Annotated in this window: 17 protein-coding genes; 8 read left to right on the top strand and 9 right to left on the bottom strand. The window is 69.3% G+C overall.

Translation table 11 applies throughout. The annotated features are described in order from the left end of the window. Nucleotides 1-27: 27 nt before the first annotated feature. The 6 genes from U1T56_RS08650 to U1T56_RS08625 all read left to right on the top strand — a co-directional run bounded on the left by U1T56_RS08650 (nt 28) and on the right by U1T56_RS08625 (nt 5680). Nucleotides 28-1242, top strand: a complete 1215-nt coding sequence (locus U1T56_RS08650) for an ABC transporter substrate-binding protein (protein ID WP_418159057.1) — start codon at nt 28-30, stop codon at nt 1240-1242. A 31-nt stretch (nt 1243-1273) separates the two neighbouring features. Then, nucleotides 1274-2161 carry a branched-chain amino acid ABC transporter permease gene (locus tag U1T56_RS08645; RefSeq protein ID WP_418159056.1) on the top strand — a complete coding sequence of 296 codons (888 nt, stop codon included), beginning with the start codon at nt 1274-1276 and terminating at the stop codon, nt 2159-2161. A 71-nt stretch (nt 2162-2232) separates the two neighbouring features. After that, complete coding sequence (locus U1T56_RS08640; RefSeq protein WP_418159223.1) at nt 2233-3153, top strand: branched-chain amino acid ABC transporter permease; 921 nt, start codon at nt 2233-2235, stop codon at nt 3151-3153. Beyond that, nucleotides 3117-3890 carry a DUF72 domain-containing protein gene (locus tag U1T56_RS08635; protein WP_418159055.1) on the top strand — a complete coding sequence of 258 codons (774 nt, stop codon included), beginning with the start codon at nt 3117-3119 and terminating at the stop codon, nt 3888-3890. The genes U1T56_RS08640 and U1T56_RS08635 overlap by 37 nt, the downstream gene beginning before the upstream one ends. Before the next feature lie 421 nt (nt 3891-4311). Further along, on the top strand, nt 4312-4596 hold the full coding sequence (locus U1T56_RS08630; RefSeq protein WP_418159054.1) for a hypothetical protein: 285 nt from the start codon (nt 4312-4314) through the stop codon (nt 4594-4596). 82 nt (nt 4597-4678) lie between these two features. After that, nucleotides 4679-5680, top strand: coding sequence for a Gfo/Idh/MocA family protein (locus U1T56_RS08625; RefSeq protein WP_418159053.1), 1002 nt, complete (start codon nt 4679-4681; stop codon nt 5678-5680). A 207-nt stretch (nt 5681-5887) separates the two neighbouring features. On the opposite strand, the gene U1T56_RS08620 is transcribed toward U1T56_RS08625, so the two are convergent. The 9 genes from U1T56_RS08620 to U1T56_RS08580 all read right to left on the bottom strand — a co-directional run bounded on the left by U1T56_RS08620 (nt 5888) and on the right by U1T56_RS08580 (nt 16142). Beyond that, the gene (locus U1T56_RS08620; protein ID WP_418159052.1) at nt 5888-6058 is read right to left on the bottom strand and encodes a hypothetical protein; all 171 of its coding nucleotides are present in this window, start codon (nt 6056-6058) and stop codon (nt 5888-5890) included. After that, complete coding sequence (locus U1T56_RS08615; protein ID WP_418159222.1) at nt 6055-6255, bottom strand: DUF2905 domain-containing protein; 201 nt, start codon at nt 6253-6255, stop codon at nt 6055-6057. The genes U1T56_RS08620 and U1T56_RS08615 overlap by 4 nt, the downstream gene beginning before the upstream one ends. Nucleotides 6256-6296: 41 nt before the next feature. Continuing rightward, the gene (locus tag U1T56_RS08610) at nt 6297-6731 is read right to left on the bottom strand and encodes a CBS domain-containing protein (protein WP_418159051.1); all 435 of its coding nucleotides are present in this window, start codon (nt 6729-6731) and stop codon (nt 6297-6299) included. Between the two features lie 100 nt (nt 6732-6831). Then, nucleotides 6832-8646 carry a DNA helicase RecQ gene (recQ, locus tag U1T56_RS08605; RefSeq protein WP_418159050.1) on the bottom strand — a complete coding sequence of 605 codons (1815 nt, stop codon included), beginning with the start codon at nt 8644-8646 and terminating at the stop codon, nt 6832-6834. Nucleotides 8647-8674: 28 nt separating this feature from the next. Beyond that, entirely contained in the window at nt 8675-9028 is a 354-nt protein-coding gene (locus U1T56_RS08600) for a helix-turn-helix domain-containing protein (RefSeq protein ID WP_418159221.1), read from the bottom strand. A gap of 2 nt (nt 9029-9030) precedes the next feature. Continuing rightward, nucleotides 9031-9285 (bottom strand): type II toxin-antitoxin system RelE family toxin, encoded by a 255-nt coding sequence (locus tag U1T56_RS08595; RefSeq protein ID WP_418159049.1) that lies wholly within the window; start codon nt 9283-9285, stop codon nt 9031-9033. A gap of 14 nt (nt 9286-9299) precedes the next feature. Beyond that, complete coding sequence (locus tag U1T56_RS08590) at nt 9300-9875, bottom strand: Uma2 family endonuclease (RefSeq protein WP_418159048.1); 576 nt, start codon at nt 9873-9875, stop codon at nt 9300-9302. 42 nt (nt 9876-9917) lie between these two features. Then, nucleotides 9918-13535 carry a hydantoinase B/oxoprolinase family protein gene (locus tag U1T56_RS08585; protein WP_418159047.1) on the bottom strand — a complete coding sequence of 1206 codons (3618 nt, stop codon included), beginning with the start codon at nt 13533-13535 and terminating at the stop codon, nt 9918-9920. Nucleotides 13536-14273: 738 nt separating this feature from the next. Beyond that, entirely contained in the window at nt 14274-16142 is a 1869-nt protein-coding gene (locus U1T56_RS08580) for an ABC-F family ATP-binding cassette domain-containing protein (protein WP_418159046.1), read from the bottom strand. 153 nt (nt 16143-16295) lie between these two features. Here U1T56_RS08580 and mtnA point away from each other — a divergent pair, with 153 nt between their 5' ends. Both mtnA and U1T56_RS08570 read left to right on the top strand, forming a co-directional pair. Continuing rightward, a complete protein-coding gene (gene mtnA, locus U1T56_RS08575) occupies nt 16296-17393 on the top strand; it encodes an S-methyl-5-thioribose-1-phosphate isomerase (protein ID WP_418159045.1) in 1098 nt (365 codons plus the stop codon). A gap of 75 nt (nt 17394-17468) precedes the next feature. After that, entirely contained in the window at nt 17469-18617 is a 1149-nt protein-coding gene (locus U1T56_RS08570) for a BON domain-containing protein (RefSeq protein ID WP_418159044.1), read from the top strand. The last annotated feature ends 150 nt before the right edge of the window (nt 18618-18767 follow it).

Here is an 18767-nt window from a genome sequence, read left to right as displayed (position 1 = left end):
GGAAACGATACGACGAGGAGCGGGACGATGCGGATCAAGGATCTTCTGACGGGTGTTGCGGCGAGCGTGCTCCTGGCCGGCACCGCGCAGGCCGAGATGACCGGCGGCAAGGTCAGGATCGGCGTGCTCAACGACCAGTCCGGCCTCTATGCCGATCTGGGTGGGCAGGGCTCGGTCATGGCGGCGAGGATGGCGATCGAGGACTTCGGCGGCAGCCTCGATGGCACCCCGATCGAGGTCGTCTCAGCCGATCATCAGAACAAACCCGACATCGGCTCCAACATCGCCCGGCAGTGGTACGACGTCGACGGTGTGGACATGGTGATCGACGTGCCGAACTCGGCCGTGGCGCTCGCGGTCAACGAGGTGACGCGCGAGAAGAACAAGGTGTTCATCAACTCGGGTGCCGCCACCTCCGACCTCACCGGACCCAAGTGCTCGCCCAACACGGTGCACTGGACCTACGACACCTGGGCGCTCGCCAACGGCACCGGCAAGGCCGTGGTCAAGAACGGCGGCGACACCTGGTTCTTCATCACCGCCGACTACGCCTTCGGCCACGCCCTCGAGAAGGACACGACGGCGGTGATCGAGGCCAACGGCGGCAAGGTCCTGGGCTCGGTCCGCCATCCCTTGAGCACGTCGGACTTCTCGTCCTTCCTGCTCCAGGCGCAGGCCAGCGGGGCGAAGGTGATCGGCCTCGCCAATGCCGGCGGCGACACCACCAACTCGATCAAGCAGGCGGCGGAGTTCGGCATCACCCAGAGCGGGCAGCAGCTCGCGGCGCTCCTCCTCTTCCTCTCCGACGTCCACGCGCTGGGCCTGCCGGTGGCGCAAGGGCTGACCTTCACCGAGTCCTTCTACTGGGATCTCAACGACCAGACCCGCGCCTTCGCGAAGAGGTTCGGCGAGCGCAACGGCGGCCGGATGCCGACCATGGTCCAGGCCGGCGTCTATGCCGGCACGCTCCATTATCTGAAAGCGCTGAAGGCCTTGGGCAGCGACGGCGACGGCAAGGCCGTGGTCGCCAAGATGAAGGAGATTCCGACCGACGATCCGCTGTTCGGCAAGGGCACCATCCGGGTCGACGGCCGCAAGATCCACGATATGTACCTGTTCGAGGTCAAGAAGCCCGAGGAGAGCAAGGGGCCTTGGGACTACTACACGCTGAAGGCCACGATCCCGGCGGCCGAGGCGTTCCGGCCGCTCGACAAGGGCGGCTGCCCGCTCGTGAAGTCGTGAGCGGCGGGCAGTCGGGTCGGAGGGCGCTCGGATGATCCAGCAGCTCCTGGGCATCCCGCCGCAGGCGCTGTTCGGTCAGCTCCTGCTGGGGCTGATCAACGGCGCCTTCTACGCCATGCTGAGCCTCGGGCTCGCGGTGATCTTCGGGCTCCTCAACATCATCAACTTCGCCCACGGGGCGCTCTACATGATGGGCGCCTTCGTGGCCTGGTTCCTGCTCCAATACGCCGGGATCGGCTACTGGTGGGCGCTCCTGCTCTCGCCGCTCGCCGTGGGTCTCCTGGGGATGCTGATCGAGCGCACCATGCTCAGGCGGCTCTACCAGCTCGACCATCTCTACGGGCTGCTGCTCACCTTCGGCCTGGCGCTCATCATCGAGGGCCTGTTCCGCAACCAGTTCGGCTCCTCGGGCCAGCCCTACGCCATCCCGCCGCAGCTCATGGGCGGCTACAATCTGGGCTTCATGTTCCTGCCGACCTACCGCGGCTGGGTGGTGGTGGCCTCGCTCGCCGTGTGCCTCGCGACATGGTTCGTGATCGAGCGGACCAAGCTCGGCGCTTACCTGCGCGCCGCCACCGAGAACCCGACGCTCGTTCAGGCCTTCGGCATCAACGTGCCGCGCATGATCACGCTCACCTACGGCTTCGGCGTGGCGCTGGCCGCGCTCGCGGGTGTCCTCGCCGCCCCGATCTACCAGGTCAACCCGACCATGGGCTCGAGCCTGATCATCGTCGTCTTCGCCGTGGTCGTGATCGGCGGCATGGGCTCGATCATGGGCTCGATCGTGACCGGCTTCGGACTCGGCGTGATCGAGGGCCTGACCAAGGTGTTCTACCCCGAGGCCTCGAACACCGTGATCTTCGTCTTGATGGCGATCGTGCTGCTGATCAGGCCTGCCGGCCTGTTCGGGAGGGCTTGAGGATGGTGACCCGGGCAGAGGAGGCCGTCGGCATTCCCATGGAGACGGGGAGTCGTCGCGATTGGCTGATCATGGCGGCGATGCTCGCAGCGCTCCTCGTCGCGCCTTTCGTGCTCTACCCCGTCTTCCTGATGAAGGCGCTCTGCTTCGCGCTGTTCGCCTGCGCCTTCAATCTTCTGATCGGCTATGGCGGCCTGCTCTCGTTCGGCCACGCCATGTTCCTGGGCACGGCCGGCTACATCAGCGCCCACGCCGCCAAGGTCTGGGGCTTCACACCCGAGCTTGCCATCCTCTCGGGCGCTGTCGCCGCCACCGTCCTCGGGGTGGTCGTCGGCGCCATCGCCATCCGCCGCCAGGGCATCTACTTCGCCATGGTGACGCTGGCGCTCGCTCAGATGGTGTTCTTCTTCTGTCTCCAGGCTCCCTTCACCGGCGGCGAGGACGGCATCCAGGGTGTGCCGCGCGGCCAGCTCTTCGGGCTGATCGACCTCAACGAGCCGCTCGCCATGTATGCCGTCGTGCTGGTCGTGTTCATGGGCGGCTTCCTCCTGATTCACCGCACGATCCACTCGCCCTTCGGCCAGGTGCTGCAGGCGATCCGGGAGAACGAGCCGCGCGCCATCTCCTTGGGCTGGCGCACCGACCAGTACAAGCTCCTGGCCTTCGTCCTCTCGGCCGGGCTCTCGGGCCTGGCCGGCGCCACCAAGGCGATCGTGTTCCAGCTCGCCTCGCTCACGGACGTGCACTGGGCCATGTCGGGCGAGGTCGTGCTGATGACGCTCCTCGGCGGGCTCGGCACCGTGTTCGGTCCGGTCGTGGGCGCCTTCGTGATCGTGACCCTCGAGAACTATCTGGCCCAGCTCGGCGCCTGGGTGACGGTGGTGCAAGGTGCGATCTTCGTGCTCTGCGTCCTCACCTTCCGCCGCGGCATCGTCGGCGAGCTGCGTCACCTCTCGTGGCCGAAGAAGCGCGTGCCCGCCCGCGCCGGCTAGGAACCGCCCGCGTCGGCACCTCGGGCTGGACCTACCCGAACTGGCGCGGGACCTTCTACCCCAAAGGCCTGAAGCAGGCGGACTGGCTCGCTTGGTATGCCGGCCGCTTCGACACGGTCGAGCTCAACGCCAGCTTCTACCGCCTGCCCGGCCCGGCCATGGTGGCCCGCTGGGCCGAGATCGCGCCGCCGGGCTTCCTGTTCGCCGTGAAGGCCTCGCGCCTGCTGACGCACGAGCGCCGGCTCGCCGGCTGCGCCGAGCCACTCGCGACCTTCCTCGAGCGGCTGGCGCCGCTCGGCGACAAGCTCGGCCCGATCCTGTTCCAGCTGCCGCCGAACCTGCGGCCGGACCTGCCGCTCCTCGAGAGCTTTCTCGCCGGCCTGCCACCAAGCCTGCGCTGTGCCTTCGAGTTCCGCGAGCCGGGCTGGTGGACCGATCCGGTGCTCCGGCTTCTGGACCGGGCGGATGCCGCCTTCGTGAGCTTCGAGCTCGCCGAGCTGCGCTCGCCCCGGATCGCGACCGGCTCTCTCGCCTACGTCCGGCTGCACGGCCACGAGCGCCGTTATCGCGGCTCCTATCCCGAGCGCGCGCTCGCCGACTGGGCCCGCTGGCTCGAGGCGGAGCGCGGCAACGGGCGGGACGTCCTCGTCTATTTCGACAACACCGCCGAGGCGGACGATGCGGTCAGGAACGCGCTGAGCCTGCGGCGCCTGCTCGGCCATGACCCGGCTGGCTGAAGCCCGACGGGGTCGCCTGCTACCTATCGTCGCTGCCGCTTCACTCGACTCCGGGTGCGCCCGTATCGAGAGAGCCGGATCGCATCGCTTCGCCGGTCGCCGGCGAGCTCCTTCGCCATGGCATGCCCGCAGGTGTCACGGCTTTCTTGACGCGGCTGTAACGATTGGATAATTTGCCATTAATCAACCTTGCGGATCGGCCTGGGAGAACCTTTAAGCGCCGTTTTCACTTTGGGGAAGTGCAATGTTGGCTCGGCTGACGGCGGCGGCGTTCGTCGCCTTGGCGCTCGCTCCGGCGGAGGCTGCTGCTGCCGTTCACGCGACGGCTGAAGCCGAAGGGCCAGATGCGTCGCCCGATCCGGACCGGCGCTATCCTGTCGACCATTTCTTGAGCCTCGACCGGTTTGGTGAAGGCATCGGCGTGGGCGATCTCACAACCTACCGCTACGTTCAGGGCAGCGGGCCCGGCGGGATCGATCTGGACTCGTTCCTCGCGATGAGGCAGGCATTCGCTAACCTTTCCTTCCAGGATCGCGAGCCCCGTCCGGCCGCTGCGATCAGCTACAGCGTCGTGCCCGGGAGCGAGGCTTACGACATCGTGAGCCCGCTCCCGGCGGCCGCTCTCCTGCTCGGCTCGGCGCTCGGCGGACTCGGCGCCCTCGCCTGGCGTCAGCATCGGCGCGGCTCCGGCCACACCGCCACCTGAAGCCGGACCGAACGAAGAAGCTGCGGGCCAAGCACCTCCGCTCCTGCTAACCTCCCGCGCGACAGAAGAAGGGAGGAGATCCATGCGGAAGCTGCGCTTCGGTGTTCTGAGCACGGCCAAGATTGCGCGCGAGAAGGTGATCCCGCCCATGCAGCGGGCATCGCGCTGCGAGGTGGTGGCGATCGCCTCGCGCGATCCGGAGCGCGGGCGCGAGGTGGCGGAAAGGCTCGGGATCGAGCGGGTCCACGGCTCTTACGAGGCCCTCCTCGCCGACCCCGACATCGATGCCGTCTACAACCCTCTGCCGAACCATCTTCACGTGCCCTGGACGATACGGGCGGCCGAGGCCGGCAAGCACGTGCTCTGCGAGAAGCCGCTCGGCATCACCACCGCCGACGTGGAGGAGCTGATCGCCGTGCGCGACCGGACGGGGGTGACGATCCAGGAAGCCTTCATGGTCCGCACGCACCCGCAGTGGCTGCGGGCGAAGGCGCTCGTGCGCTCGGGCCGGATCGGCGTGCTCAAGGCGATCTACGGCCATTTCAGCTATCATCTCGCCGATCCTGCGAACATCCGCAACGTCATGGGCTGGGGCGGCGGCGGGCTGCTCGACATCGGCTGTTACCCGATCACCACCTCGCGCTTCGTCACCGATGACGAGCCCCGGCGGGTCGCCGCCATGATCGAGCGCGACCCCGACATGGAGATCGACCGGCTGGGCTCGGTGATGCTCGACTACCCGGGCGTGCAGTGCATCTTCACCTACGGCACCCAGCTCGTCGCGCGCCAGACCATGCAGTTCATCGGCACGAAGGCGCGACTCGAGGTCGAGATCCCGTTCAACGCGCCGAACGACCGGCCCTGCCGGATCCTGATCTACGACGGCGCGGGCCTGGGCGGGGTCGTGAGCGAGACGGTGGAGCTTGCGACCTGCGATCAGTACGGCATCATGGTCGATGCATTCGCGGCGAGCATCCAGGACGGAACGCCCCAGCCCGTACCGCTCGAGGACAGCCTCCTGAACATGCGCGTGATCGACGCCGTGTTCCGCGCCGCCGAGCGCGGCACGTGGGAGGAGCCGTGAAGGGATCGAGACCGGCTCGATCGGGTCGAGCCGACTTCTTGCGTCTTCCGGTCGGATCACCTCGAGCCGGCGGGCAGGAGCTTCAGGACGGCAGCGGGCCCATCCGGCGCAGCAGCCGGTGCCCCAGCAGCCCGCGCAGGACGGCCATGCCGACATGGCCGATGACATAGACCCGGAACGGCTTCGAGATGCGGGCGGGCGTCTCTGCTAGTGGCCGCCGCTGCGGTATTTGCCGGCGTAGTGCTTGCCGAGCAGCTTGCGCGAGAGGGCCTGGAGCCGGCCCGCGAGCTTGCCGGCGCGCGCCGGCTCCTTTCGTGGCGGTTGCAGCTTCGGCTCGGGTGGTCCCGCCCGCTTCGGCTTCTCGTCCTTTCCGGTCATCGGTTGATCAGCCACAAGACGAGGCTGAGCGCGAGGCTCACGAGGATCGAGGTGGTGATGGGCACGTAGAGCGAGAAGCCCTCGCGCTCGATCACGATGTCGCCGGGCAGGCGGCCGAGGCCGAGCTTCTGGATCAGCGGCCACAGGAGCCCGATCGCGACCAGCACGAGGCCTGTGATGACGAGAAAACGGGCCATGAGCGAATCGTCTGCTGCCAGCGGCAAGTAAATCTGCAACTCTACCACATCCGCTCGGCCAGCGAATGGCGCTGGTCGAGCTCGGGCGCCATCGCCACCAGATCCTGGAGCGGCAGGTCGCGCAGCGCCACCACGCCCAGGATCTTGCCGTTCTCCATCACCGGCAGATGACGGTAGCAGCACTCGTCCATCCGACGGATGGCCTCGATCACCGGCTCCGAGCCCTCGATCGTGTCGGGGTCGGCCGTCATCACCTCGGCGAGCTTGGTCTTGTCGGGATCGCGGCCGGCCGCGACGACCCGCACCAGGAGATCGCGCTCGGTGAAGATGCCACGGAGCTGCTCGCCCTCGCATACCAAGATACTGCTGCAACAATGCTCGGCCATCCGGACGACGGCGTCGTGGACGGTGTCGGCCGGATGGCCGCACAAAGGCTCGTCCCTGACGATGCAGTCGCGCACAGGTCGTCCCAGCATGATCCACTCCCTCGTTCCTGGCGCGCAGGCCTCGGTCGCACAGCGTGAACCATGAATATGCGCCGTCCGGCGGACGGCTCCAAGTCCCGATCGGATATCGTCAGCCCTCGCGCATGAGCTCGAGCAGCGCGTCGCCGTAGCGTTCGAGCTTGGCGGCACCCACGCCGGGCAGGCCGGCGAGCTGGTGCCGGCTCGCCGGCCGCGCCCGTGCCATCGCCATGAGAGCCGTGTCGTGGAAGATGACATAGGGCGGCACGCCCTGCATCCGGGCAGTCTCGAGCCGCCACCGCCGTAGCTTCTGGAACAGCGCGTCGGCCGCGGGATCCTCCGCCAGGAGCGGGGAGGTACGGACGATGCCCTTCCTCCGGTCGGACCCGCGCGTCGGTGTCGGATCGCGGCGCAAGGACACGCAGCGCTCGCCGCGCAGGACGGCCCGGCAGCCGCCGGCAAGGGCGATGCCGCCGTGGCCTTCGACATCCACCTCGATCAGACCCAGGGCCGCGAGCTGACGCAGGACCGAGCGCCAGGCATGCGGGGCGAGGTCGCGGCCGATGCCGAAGACCGAGAGCCGGTCGTGGCCGAGCCTCTCGATGCGCTCGCTGCTCTCCCCGCGCAGCACGTCGATGACGTGCCCGGCGCCGAAGCGCTGGCCGGTACGGTAGATGGCGGAGAGCGCCTTCTGGGCGAGCTCGGTGCCATCGAAGCTCGCAGGCTGCTCGAGGCAGACGTCGCAGTTGCCGCAAGGCTCCGGCAGTTCCTCGCCGAAATAGGCGAGCAGCACCTGCCGGCGGCAGCGCGTGGTCTCGCAGTAGCCGAGGAGCGCTTCGAGCTTCTGCCGCTCGACGTGGCGCTGCCGCTCGCTCTGCACCTCCGAGCGCGCCAGGAGGCTCTTGAGCTTCGCCACGTCGTCGAGCCCGTAGAGCATGAAGGCTTCCGAAGGCAGCCCATCGCGCCCGGCCCGGCCGGTCTCCTGGTAGTAGGCCTCGAGGCTCTTCGGCAGATCGAGATGGACGACGAAGCGCACGTCCGGCTTGTCGATGCCCATGCCGAAGGCGATGGTCGCCACCATGACGAGACCCTCCTCCTCGAGGAAGCGGTCCTGGTTCGCGGCGCGCACCTCCTTGTCGAGCCCGGCATGATAGGGCAGCGCATCGAAGCCTGCCTCCTCGAGCGCCGCCGCGGTCTCCTCGACCTTGCGGCGCGAGAGGCAGTAGACGATGCCGCTTCTGCCGGCCTGCTCGCGTCCGAGATAGCCCAGGAGCTGTGCCTTGGGCTGGAGCTTCGGCACGACGCGGTAGCGGATGTTGGGCCGGTCGAAGCCGGCCACGAACACGCGGCCTGCCCCGAGGTCGAGCCGCTCCACGATCTCGCGCCGGGTGGGCGCATCGGCGGTGGCGGTGAGGGCCAGGCGCGGCACGTCGGGGAACCGCTCGTGCAGCAGCTTGAGCTCGAGATAGTCGGGGCGGAAGTCGTGGCCCCACTGCGAGACGCAGTGCGCCTCGTCGATCGCGAACAGGGCCAGGCGGCAGCGGGCGAGGAGGTCGAGGAAGCCCAGGGCCTTCAGCCGCTCGGGTGCCACGTAGACGAGATCGAGCTCGCCCTGCTCCATGGCGCGCTCGACCCGCATGGCTTCACGGAACTCGAGCGTCGAGTTGAGCATGGCGGCGCGCACGCCGAGCTGGGTCAATGCTGCGACCTGGTCCTGCATCAGGGCGATGAGCGGCGAGATCACGATGGTGAGCCCGTCGAGGCACAAGGCCGGCACCTGGTAGCAGAGCGACTTGCCGCCGCCCGTCGGCATGAGCACGAGCGCGTCGCCGCCATCGAGGACGTGGCGGATCACCTCCTCCTGCAGGCCGCGGAAGGCGGGATAGCCCCAGACCGTGCGCAGGACCTCGAGCGGGTCGCGCTGCATACGCCCGCCTTGTCGGCGAAGAGCGGGCTCAGACAAGATCGTCGATCTCGACTGCCAGAGCGGCCGCCAGCTTCTTCAGCACCTCCGTCGAGGGCGTGCGCTGGCCGGCCTCGATCTGCGACAGATAGGGCTTGGAGATGCCGCATTGGTCGGCCAGGGCCTGCTGGGTGAGGCCGCGATACTCGCGGAACACCCGGATGCCGCTCTCGCCGGCGAGGATGCGGTCGGCCACCTCGATCGGCAAGGCCTCTTCGTTGCGCGCCTTGGCTTCGTCATAGGCCCGAATGTCGTCCAGCATCTCGGCGGCTTCGACGAGCTTTTGGTATTCTGCGATGGGCAACACGGCAAACCGCGGCTGCCCTTCCTCCACGATGAACTGCACCGTCAACGGTAGACGCTCCCCGGTGGCGCGATCCTCTGCACTGTCACGACCCGCACGACATCCTCGATCTCGTAGATCACACGCCAGTCATCCACACGAAGCCGGTAGCCGGGCCGGCCCTCCAGCTTTTTGATATCCAGATGCCGTGCCCGAGGGTCCTGGGCGAGCTCGTCGAGCTTGGCGCGGATTCTGTTCCGCTGCTTTGCCTCCATTTGCTTGAGGCTCCAAAGGCGGAGCGTGTCAGCTCTACGCGACAAGAGTTAGCCATCAGCTAACAGAGGTTCAAGCTCCAGCGCCGCGCCCGCATAGAGATCGGCGAGCGGCAGCTCGATGTCCAGGGCGGCGAGAGGCAGCGACGCATCGAGGCCGGCATAGTGGCGCGAGATCCAGCTCCCGTCGGGGCCGCGGACGGCGAGTTCGACGCGCGGCTCGTCGGCGGCGACGAACAGGATCGCCTGCAGGCTGGGGATGGCCTGGTAAGCCCAGCGCTTGCGGGTGAGGTCGCCTGCTGCGTGCCGGGCGAGAGCACCTCCACCACGAGGACCGGATCGTCCACGACCGTGCGGCCTCCTTGCGCGTGGCCGCAGCGGACGAAGGCGTCGGGGTACATGATGGCGCCCACCGGCGAGCGGACCTTCAGGTTGCTGCCGTGCGCGCGGCAGGGCGAGCCGCGCAGGCGGTCATAGAGCGCGCCAATGGCATTGGCGCTGATCAGGTCGTGGTTCTCGGTGCCCCCTGCCATCGGGGTGAGGACACCGCCCACGAACTCGTAGCGCTCCTCCCGGCGCTCCTCCCAGGCGAGGAACGCCTCCACGTCGTGGAAGACCGGCAAGGCCGGCTCGCCCATGAGGACCCTCCTTCGGCGACCCGGCCCTACCTTAGCACGGGCTCAAAGCGCCCCGTAGCCCCCGCCGCTCGGCGTCTGGATGGCGAACACGTCGCCCACGCCCACCTCGGTCCGGCAGCGGCCTTCCAGCTTCTCGACCCGCCCGTCGGCGCGCTCGACCCACTGATCGCCAACGATGCCGGGCTCGCCGCCCTTGAGGCCGAAGGGCGGCACCTTGCGATGGTTCGAAACCAGCGCTGCCTGCATCGGCTCGAGGAAGCGGATGCGGCGGATCGTGCCGTCGCCGCCTCTGTGCCTGCCCTTGCCGCCGGAGCCGCGATTGATGCGGTGGCTTTCCAGGAGCACGGGATAGCGCCACTCCAGGACCTCGGGATCGGTCAGGCGCGAGTTGGTCATGTGGGTGTGGACGGCCGAGGTGCCGTCGAAGTCGGGTCCCGCCCCCGAGCCGCCGCAGATCGTCTCGTAATACTGGTACTTGTCGTTCCCGAACGTGAAGTTGTTCATGGTCCCCTGCGCCGCCGCGAGCACGCCCAGAGCGCCATAGAGCGTGTCCGTGACCCACTGCGAGGTCTCGACGTTGCCCGCGCAGACCGCAGCCGGGTACTTGCAGGCCACGATCGAGCCCTCGGGCAGCACGATGTCGATGGGCTTCAGGCAGCCCTCGTTCATCGGGATGTCGTCGTCGACCAACGTTCTGAACACGTAGAGCACGGCGGCACGGGTCACGGCCGCGGGCGCGTTGAAGTTCCAGGGCTGCTGCTCGCTCGTCCCGGTGAAGTCGACCTTGGCCCGGCGCGCTTCTTTGTCGATCGAGATCCTGACCTTGATCACCGGCCCGGCGTCGTGCGGGTAGGTGAACTCGCCGTCCTGCAGCACGTCGAGCACGCGGCGCACGCTCTCCTCGGCGTTGTCCTGGACGTGGCCCATGTAGGCCTTGACCGTGGCGAGGCCGAACTGGCTCACCATCTTGCCGAGCTCGTTGGCGCCGCGCTGGCAGGCCGCGATCTGGGCTTGGAGGTCGGCCACGTTCTGGGTCTCGTTCCGCACCGGATAAGGCCCCGAGCGTAAGAGCTCGAGCAGCGCTTGCTCGCGGAGCTGACCGTCCTCGACCAGGAGGAAGTTGTCGAACAGGACACCTTCCTGGTCGATGTGGGTGCTGTCGGGCGGCATCGACCCTGGCGTGATGCCGCCGACGTCGGCATGATGCGCGCGGGATGCGGTGAAGAAGACGAGCTCGTCGCCCTCGAACACCGGCATCACCACCGTGATGTCGGGAAGGTGCGTGCCGCCGTTGTAGGGATTGTTGAGCGCCCACACACGGCCGGGCTTCAGCTTGTCGCGGTTGAGCTTCAGGATGGTGCGGACCGATTCACCCATCGAGCCCAGATGGACCGGCATGTGCGGCGCGTTGGCGACGAGCGAGCCGTCGGCCGCGAACACCGCGCAAGAGAAGTCGAGCCGTTCCTTGACGTTCACCGAATAGGCGGTGCTCTGGAGCGTGACCCCCATCTGTTCGGCGATGGTCATGAAGAGATTGTTGAAGATTTCGAGCAGGATGGGGTCGCAGTGCGTGCCGACCGCGACCTCGCGTGCCAGCGGCTCGACGCGCTCCAGCACGAGATGATCGCGCGGCGTCACCGCGAGCGCCCAGCCCGGCTCGACCACGACGGTCGTGGTGGCGCCGCAGACGAGGGCGGGGCCGGTGACGCGGTCGCCGGGGCGCAGCGCTTCCCGGGTGTAGACGGCGGCCTCGAAGCGCTCGGCCGGCTGGTGGGGCGCGCGGCTCGTGAAGATCTGGGTCTTCAGGATCGGCTCGAGCGGGGCGTTGATCTCGCGTGGGAGCACCGGCAGCTCCGGCTCCTCGACCGCCTCCATGGCGCCGATGCCTTCCACCGTCACCGCCTCGACCACGAGGCCGCGGCCCTCGACGATGAAGCCGTAGCGCGTGCGATGCTCGGCCTCGAACGCCTCGCGCAGGCCCGCGACGTCGGCGAGCGGCACCTCGAGCGAGGTATCGGTGCCGGCATAGCGGACATGAACCCGCGCCTCGGTCGTGATCCGCTCGTCGGGCACGTTCTGGGCGTGGAGCTCGTCCAGCGCTTCCTTGCGAAGCTGCTCCACCGCCTGGGCCAGCTCGGCGGTGACGCTCTCGTCCAAGGGGCGCTCGATCGCCTTCTGGCGCAGCGTGCGCACGTCGGCGAGGCCCATGCCGTAGGCCGAGAGCACGGAAGCGTAAGGATGGATGAAGACGCGGCCGATGCCCAAAAGATCGGCCACCTGACAGGCGTGCTGGGCGCCCGCACCGCCGAAGCAGCACAGCGTGTAGCGCGTGACGTCGATGCCGCGCTGGACCGAGATCTCCTTGATCGCGTTCGCCATGTTGTCGTTGGCGATGGCAAGGCAGCCGTGCGCCAGCTCCTCGGGCGTGCGGCTGATCCCGGTGGCGCGCTCGACCTCGTGCGCCAAGGCCGCGAACGTCGCCCTCACCACCTCGGCGTCGAGTGGCTGATCGGCATTGGGACCGAACACGTGCGGGAAGAAGTCCGGCAGGAGCTTGCCGACCATGAGGTTGGCATCGGTCACGGCGAGCGGGCCGCCGCGACGGTAGCAGGCAGGGCCGGGGTTGGCGCCGGCACTCTCGGGCCCCACCCGGAAGCGCTGGCCGTCGAAGCTGATGATCGACCCGCCGCCGGCCGCGACGGTGTGGATCTTCATCATGGGCGCGCGCATCCGTACCCCCGCCACCTCGGTGTCGAAGGCGCGCTCGAAGGCCCCGGCATAGTGGGTGACGTCCGTGGAGGTGCCGCCCATGTCGAAGCCGATGATGTGATCGAACCCGGCAAGCGCCGCCGTCTTGGCCGCACCGACGATGCCACCCGCCGGCCCGGAGAGGATCGCATCCTTGCCCTGGAACCGGTGGGCATCGACCAGGCCACCGTTCGACTGCATGAACATCAGCCGCACGTCGCCGGTTTCGGCCGCGACCCGGTCCACGTATTCGCGCAGGATCGGCGAGAGATAGGCATCGACCACGGTGGTGTCGCCGCGGCCCACGATCTTCATGAGCGGGCTCACCTCGTGGCTCACCGAGATCTGGGTGAAGCCGATCTCGCGCGCGATCTCGGCCACCGCGATCTCGTGCTGGTGGTAGCGGTAGCCGTGCATGAGGACGATCGCGACGGCGCGGTAGCCCTCGGCGTAGGCGGCGGCGAGATCGGCCTTGGCCTTGTCGCGGTCCAGGGGCTGGATCACCGTGCCGTCGGCCTCGAGCCGCTCCTCGATCTCGATCGTACGGGTGTAGAGCTGCTCAGGGAGCACGATGTGGCGGGCGAAGATGTCGGGGCGGTGCTGGTAGCCGATGCGGAGCGCGTCGCCCAGGCCCCGCGTGATCGCGAGCACGGTGGGCGTGCCTTTGCGCTCGAGCAGCGCATTGGTCGCGACCGTGGTGCCCATCTTGACGGCGTCGATGATCGCATCGGGCAGCTTCTCGTTCTTGCCGAGGCCCAAGAGGTCGCGGATGCCCTGGATCGCCGCGTCCTTGTACTGCTCGGGGTTCTCCGAGAGGAGCTTGTGGATCCGGATCGAGCCGTCGGGTGCTCGGCCCACCACGTCGGTGAACGTGCCGCCGCGATCGATCCAGAACTGCCAGCCCGCCTTCATCGTTCGTATCCATCCGTTCCGAAAGCTGCGCGCCTCTATAGACGAGCCGCGCCGCCGCTTCTATCGCCGGACTGATGGAAACGGCAGCTTCGGGGAGCAGGGCTGGGGAGCGAATACCGGCTCTGGCATGATCGGAGCAGGCGCTCGGTTGCCGCCGCTCGCGCCGGGTGCTGCACCCGTTGCGCCGGTTCCGGACGTGACGCCCGCAGCACCGGAGGCGGGGCCAGCACCGACGGCGCCAGCGCTTCCGGCCGTGCCGGGGCCGGTGTTGGCCACGCCGGACTGGCCGCCGCCGAGACCGGCCTGACGCAGCATGACGCGGGCGTCGCCGAGCCGCTGCAGGCAGGTCGCCTCATCGCCCCGCTCGCCGGCCGTGCGCGCCTCTTTGACGAGCCGGCCGATCTGCCGGCGCTGCTCCTCGCCGAGGCTCGCTCCCTTGCGCGCCCGGCGCCTGCTGGATGGTCACCTTCGCCTCGCCTTTGGTCTCGCCTATCTGGAAGGCTTCCGACAGCCGCTGCACCTCGTTCGCGCAGGCGTGGGCCGCATCCTGCGCCGCCGCCGGCCGGGCGACAAAAAGGGCGGCCCTCAGGACGAGGAACGAGGCCGAGGTGATGCGCTGCATGGACGTGTCTCCACCCGCGGGAGCCCGGCATCCCGCAGGCCATGGCCGGACGCTGCGCCGGCAGCGGCGAGCAGCGGATCCGCCTCATCCTCAACATCCGAGCTGCTGCAGGGTTCTCATGCCGCCGCCTCGACGCGCTCGATCTCGGCCTCGGCCTCGAGCCAGCGTGTCTCGGCCGCCTCCATGAGCGCGGCGAGCTCGGCCAGGCGCTTCTGCAGCGCCCCGATGTCGGTGCCGTCGGCGTAGCTCGCGGGATCGGCGAGCCTGGCCTCCAGCCGTTCCCGCTCGGCGACGAGCCTCTCCACCTCGCGCTCGGCCTCCTTCGCCCGCTGGCGCAGCGGTGCCAGCCGCGAGCGCCGCTCGCTCGCCGAGAGCCGGTCGGCCTTCGGCCTCTCGGGTTCCTTCGGCGCCGGGGCGGGCTCGCTCGAGGTCTCGAGGAAGAGCTTCCGGTAGTCGTCGAGATCGCCCTCGTAGGGCCTCACCCGGCCGTCGGCCACGAGCCACAAAGAGTCGGCCACGAGCTCGACGAGGTGCCGGTCGTGGCTGATGACGATCACGGCACCCGCGAACTCGTTGATCGCCTCGACCAGAGCGTCGCGGCTGTCGATGTCGAGATGGTTCGTGGGCTCGTCGAGGATCAGGAGCTGCGGCTCGTCGAGGCACATGAGCGCCATGGCGAGGCGGGTCTTCTCGCCGCCCGAGAGATGCCTGGCCTTGGTCTCGGCCCGCTCCTGGCCGAGCCCGAAGCGGGCGAGGCGCGCTCGTACCTGCTGCTCGGTCTCCAACGGCCGGCGAAGCTGGACGTGGCGGATCGGGGTCTCCTCCGGCAGGAGGTCCTCGATCTGGTGCTGAGCGAAGAAGCCGACTTTCAGCCCGCGCGCCCGAGTCAGCTCGCCCGCCATCGGCTCGAGCCTGCCGGCGACGAGCTTCGCGAAGGTGCTCTTGCCGTTGCCGTTGCGGCCGAGCAGCGCGATGCGGTCGTCGGGATCGATCCGCAGCGAGAGCCGATCGAGCACGACCTTCGCGCCGTAGCCGACGCGCGCCATCTCCATGGTGACGAGCGGCGGCGCCGGAATGGCGGCGGCCGGGAAGCTGAAGCGGATCTCGGGCTCGACCAGGGCCTGGGCGATGGGCTGCATTCGCTCCAGCATCTTGATCCGGCTCTGCGCCTGGCGCGCCTTGCTCGCCTTGTAGCGGAACCGGTCGACGAAGGCCTGGATGCGCGCCCGCTCCGCCTCCTGGCGCGCTCTTGCCTTCTCGGCGAGCACGAGCTTCTCGCGCCGCTGGCGCTCGAACTGGTCGTAGCCGCCGACATAGACCGTGAGCTTCCGGCCTTCGAGATGGCAGATCTTCTCCGGCACCGAGTTCAGAAAGTCGCGGTCGTGGCTGACCAGGATGAGCGTGCGCGGGTAGCGCTTCAGATGCTCTTCGAGCCACATCGCCGCCTCGAGGTCGAGATGGTTCGTGGGCTCGTCGAGCAGGAGCAGATCGGGCTCGAGGAAGAGGACACCGGCGAGTGCCACGCGCATCCGCCAGCCGCCCGAGAACGAGGAGAGGGGCTGCGCTTGCGCCGCATCGTCGAAGCCGAGACCCTTCAGGATGCGGGCCGCACGGGCGGGTGCGGCGTCGGCGCCGATCTCGGCGAGGCGGTTGTGGATCTCGGCGATGCGGGCGGGGTCGGTGGCGGTAGGCACTTCGGCGAGGAGGCTGGCACGCTCCGTGTCGGTCGCGAGCACCGCCTCGAGCGGCGTCGCTGTGCCGCCCGGCGCTTCCTGCTTCACGACGCCGATCCGGGCCCCTGTCTGCAGCCGGATCGAGCCGGCATCGGGCTGGAGCTCGCCGGCGATCAGCCTGAGAAGCGTCGACTTGCCCGTGCCGTTGCGGCCGACGAGCGCCATCCGGGTCCCGGCCGGGACGTGCAGCGTCGCCCCTTCCAGGAGCGGACGGCCGGCGATGCGGAGCGTGATGTCGTTGAGGTGCAGCATGACGCGCGCTAGATAGCACGCCCGCCGGCGACGCCAATCCCGCGCGGCGCTCGGCAACATCCCCCGCGGCCGTGCGTTGAGGGTTCCGGCCGCCGGCATTGCCGAGGCAGGCCGCCGCCCCCTAATCTCCCGCGGCCAAGGAGGGGAGAGCGCATGCGCATCGACGGCAAGCACTACCGCACGATCTGGGTCGCCGAGGACGGCTGGACGGTCATGATCCTGGACCAGACCCGGCTGCCACACGAGATCGAGATCGCCGAGCTGCGATCGCTCGGGGATGCCGCCGAGGCGATCGAGGAGATGAAGGTGCGCGGGGCGCCCCTGATCGGCGCCACCGCCGCCTACGGCATGTGCCTGGGCCTGCGCGAGGACGTCACCGACGAGGGCATCGAGCGCGCTTACGCCCGCCTGATCCGCACCCGCCCGACCGCGATCAACTTGCGCTGGGCGCTGGATCGGATGCGCAGCCGGCTGCTCAACCAGCCCTACGAGCGGCGGATCGAGCTGGCCTATGCCGAGGCCGCCGCGATCTGCGACGAGGACGTCGCCATCTGCAAGGCGATCGGTGATCACGGTCTGCCGCTCATCCGCGCGGCCGCGGCGAGAAAGAAGCCGGGCGAGCCCGTCAACATCCTCACCCACTGCAACGCCGGCTGGCTCGCCACGATCGACTGGGGCACGGCCACGGCCCCGATCTACCGGGCGCAGGAGGAAGGAATCCCGGTCCATGTCTGGGTCGACGAGACCCGGCCCAGGAATCAGGGTGCCGCGATCACCGCCTTCGAACTCCTGCACCAGGAGGTGCCACACACCGTGATCGCCGACAATGTCGGCGGCCACCTCATGCAGCACGGCATGGTGGACCTGTGCATCGTCGGCACCGACCGCACCACGCGCTGCGGCGACGTCGCCAACAAGATCGGCACCTATCTCAAGGCGCTGGCCGCCAAGGACAACGGCGTGCCGTTCTACGTGGCGCTGCCTTCCACCACCATCGACTGGACCATGTGCGACGGCCTCGCCGAGATCCCGATCGAGGAGCGGGGCGAGGCCGAGGTGACGCACATGCGCGGCCGCACCGCGGATGGGCGGATCGAGACCATCTGCATCACGCCCAAGGGCTCGCCCGCCGGCAACTGGGGCTTCGACGTGACGCCGGCCCGCCTCGTCACGGCGCTCGTCACCGAGCGCGGCGTGTGCCCGGCGAGCGAGGCCGGGCTCGCCGGACTGTTCCCGGAACGGGCGGGCTGAAGCGCTGGAACCCGCGCCGGCGTCGCGCTCTTTCCTGTCGGTCCATCCCGCAGGATCGATCAGGGGAGGCCGGTCATGGCCAGCGAGCGTGGTTGGCGCGACGAGGGCGACGAAGGCAGCAGGCCCCACGAGTCCTGGGCCGAGCAGAGTTCCGGCCGCTTCGGCGGCTGGCGCGAGGAAGGTCGCGGCTGGGGCGAGCGGGGCTTCTGGTCCGGGCCGGCCGAGTGGCGGCGCGAGCTCTACGGCGACTGGAGCAGCGAGGCGGGCGGCCATCGCGGGCGCGGGCCCAGAAGTTATCGCCGTTCCGACCGGCGCATTCTCGAGGATGTGAGCGACCGGCTCACCGACGATCCGTTCGTCGATGCGTCCGAGATCGAGGTCACGGCCGAGAACGGCGAGGTGACGCTCAAGGGCTTCGTCGACGATCGCGGCACCCGCCGCCGTGCCGAAGACCTGGCGCTCGAGGTCCCGGGCATCGTCCACGTCCAGAACAATCTGCGCCTGCGCCAGCAGGGCACGACCGCCACGCTCGGCGGCTACGGCACGCCGGTGGCCGCCGCCTACGGCCTCGACGCGACGCCTTCGGCCGATGCGCCCAAGCACGGCTCCACGAGCGGTCCTGCCACCATCGAGCCGGCGGCAGCACCCCAGAGCGAGGATACGGGATCGTCGTCCGCCGCCCGGAGCGAGGGCACCACGACGGCGGCGACGACAGCCGCGGCTACGGCCGGCGCCACGGCCGAGCGAGCCGGGGCCGCCATGCACACGGTAGCGGCCGTCTTCGACGGTCGGGCCGAGGCCGAGCGGGCAGCGGCCGACCTCGCCGGCATCGGCGTGCCGGGCAGCGCCGTCGCGATCATCCGTGACGATTCCGCCCCCGTGGGCACGACGAGCGAGCCGCCGCAGGAGGAGCGCGGCTTTCTGGCCTCGCTCGCGGCCCTGTTCTTGCCGTCGGAGGACCAGCGCAGCTACGAGGAAGGCATCCGTCGCGGCGGCGTTCTCGTCGCGGCCCGGGTCGAGGAGGCGCGGGTCGAGGAGACGATGGCGGTCCTCGAAAGTGCGGGTGCGATCGATCTCGACGAGCGCGCCGGCCAGTGGCGGGCAACCGGCTGGAAGCAGTACGAACCCCTGCCGGGAGCGGAGGCGACGCCGCCCGGCCGCGGCGGCAGACGCGCGCGCAGCTACGCCGCCGCTCACAGCGAGGAGGCGAGCACCCGGCACTGACGGGTGGCTCACGTCGGCCGGTCAAGGACCGCGCGGGCGGCGGGGCAGGCCGGCGAGACGCGGCCGGGCCGGTGCCGGCGCGGCGGCGCCGGCCGACAGCAGCGCGCACCCGGCGGGCTCGCTGCCGAGCCGGCGGGCCAAGCGGACCGC

The organism is Benzoatithermus flavus (genome assembly GCF_037908215.1).
Taxonomy (GTDB): Bacteria; Pseudomonadota; Alphaproteobacteria; order Geminicoccales; family Geminicoccaceae; genus Benzoatithermus; species Benzoatithermus flavus.
This window is presented reverse-complemented; position numbering and strand designations above follow the sequence as displayed.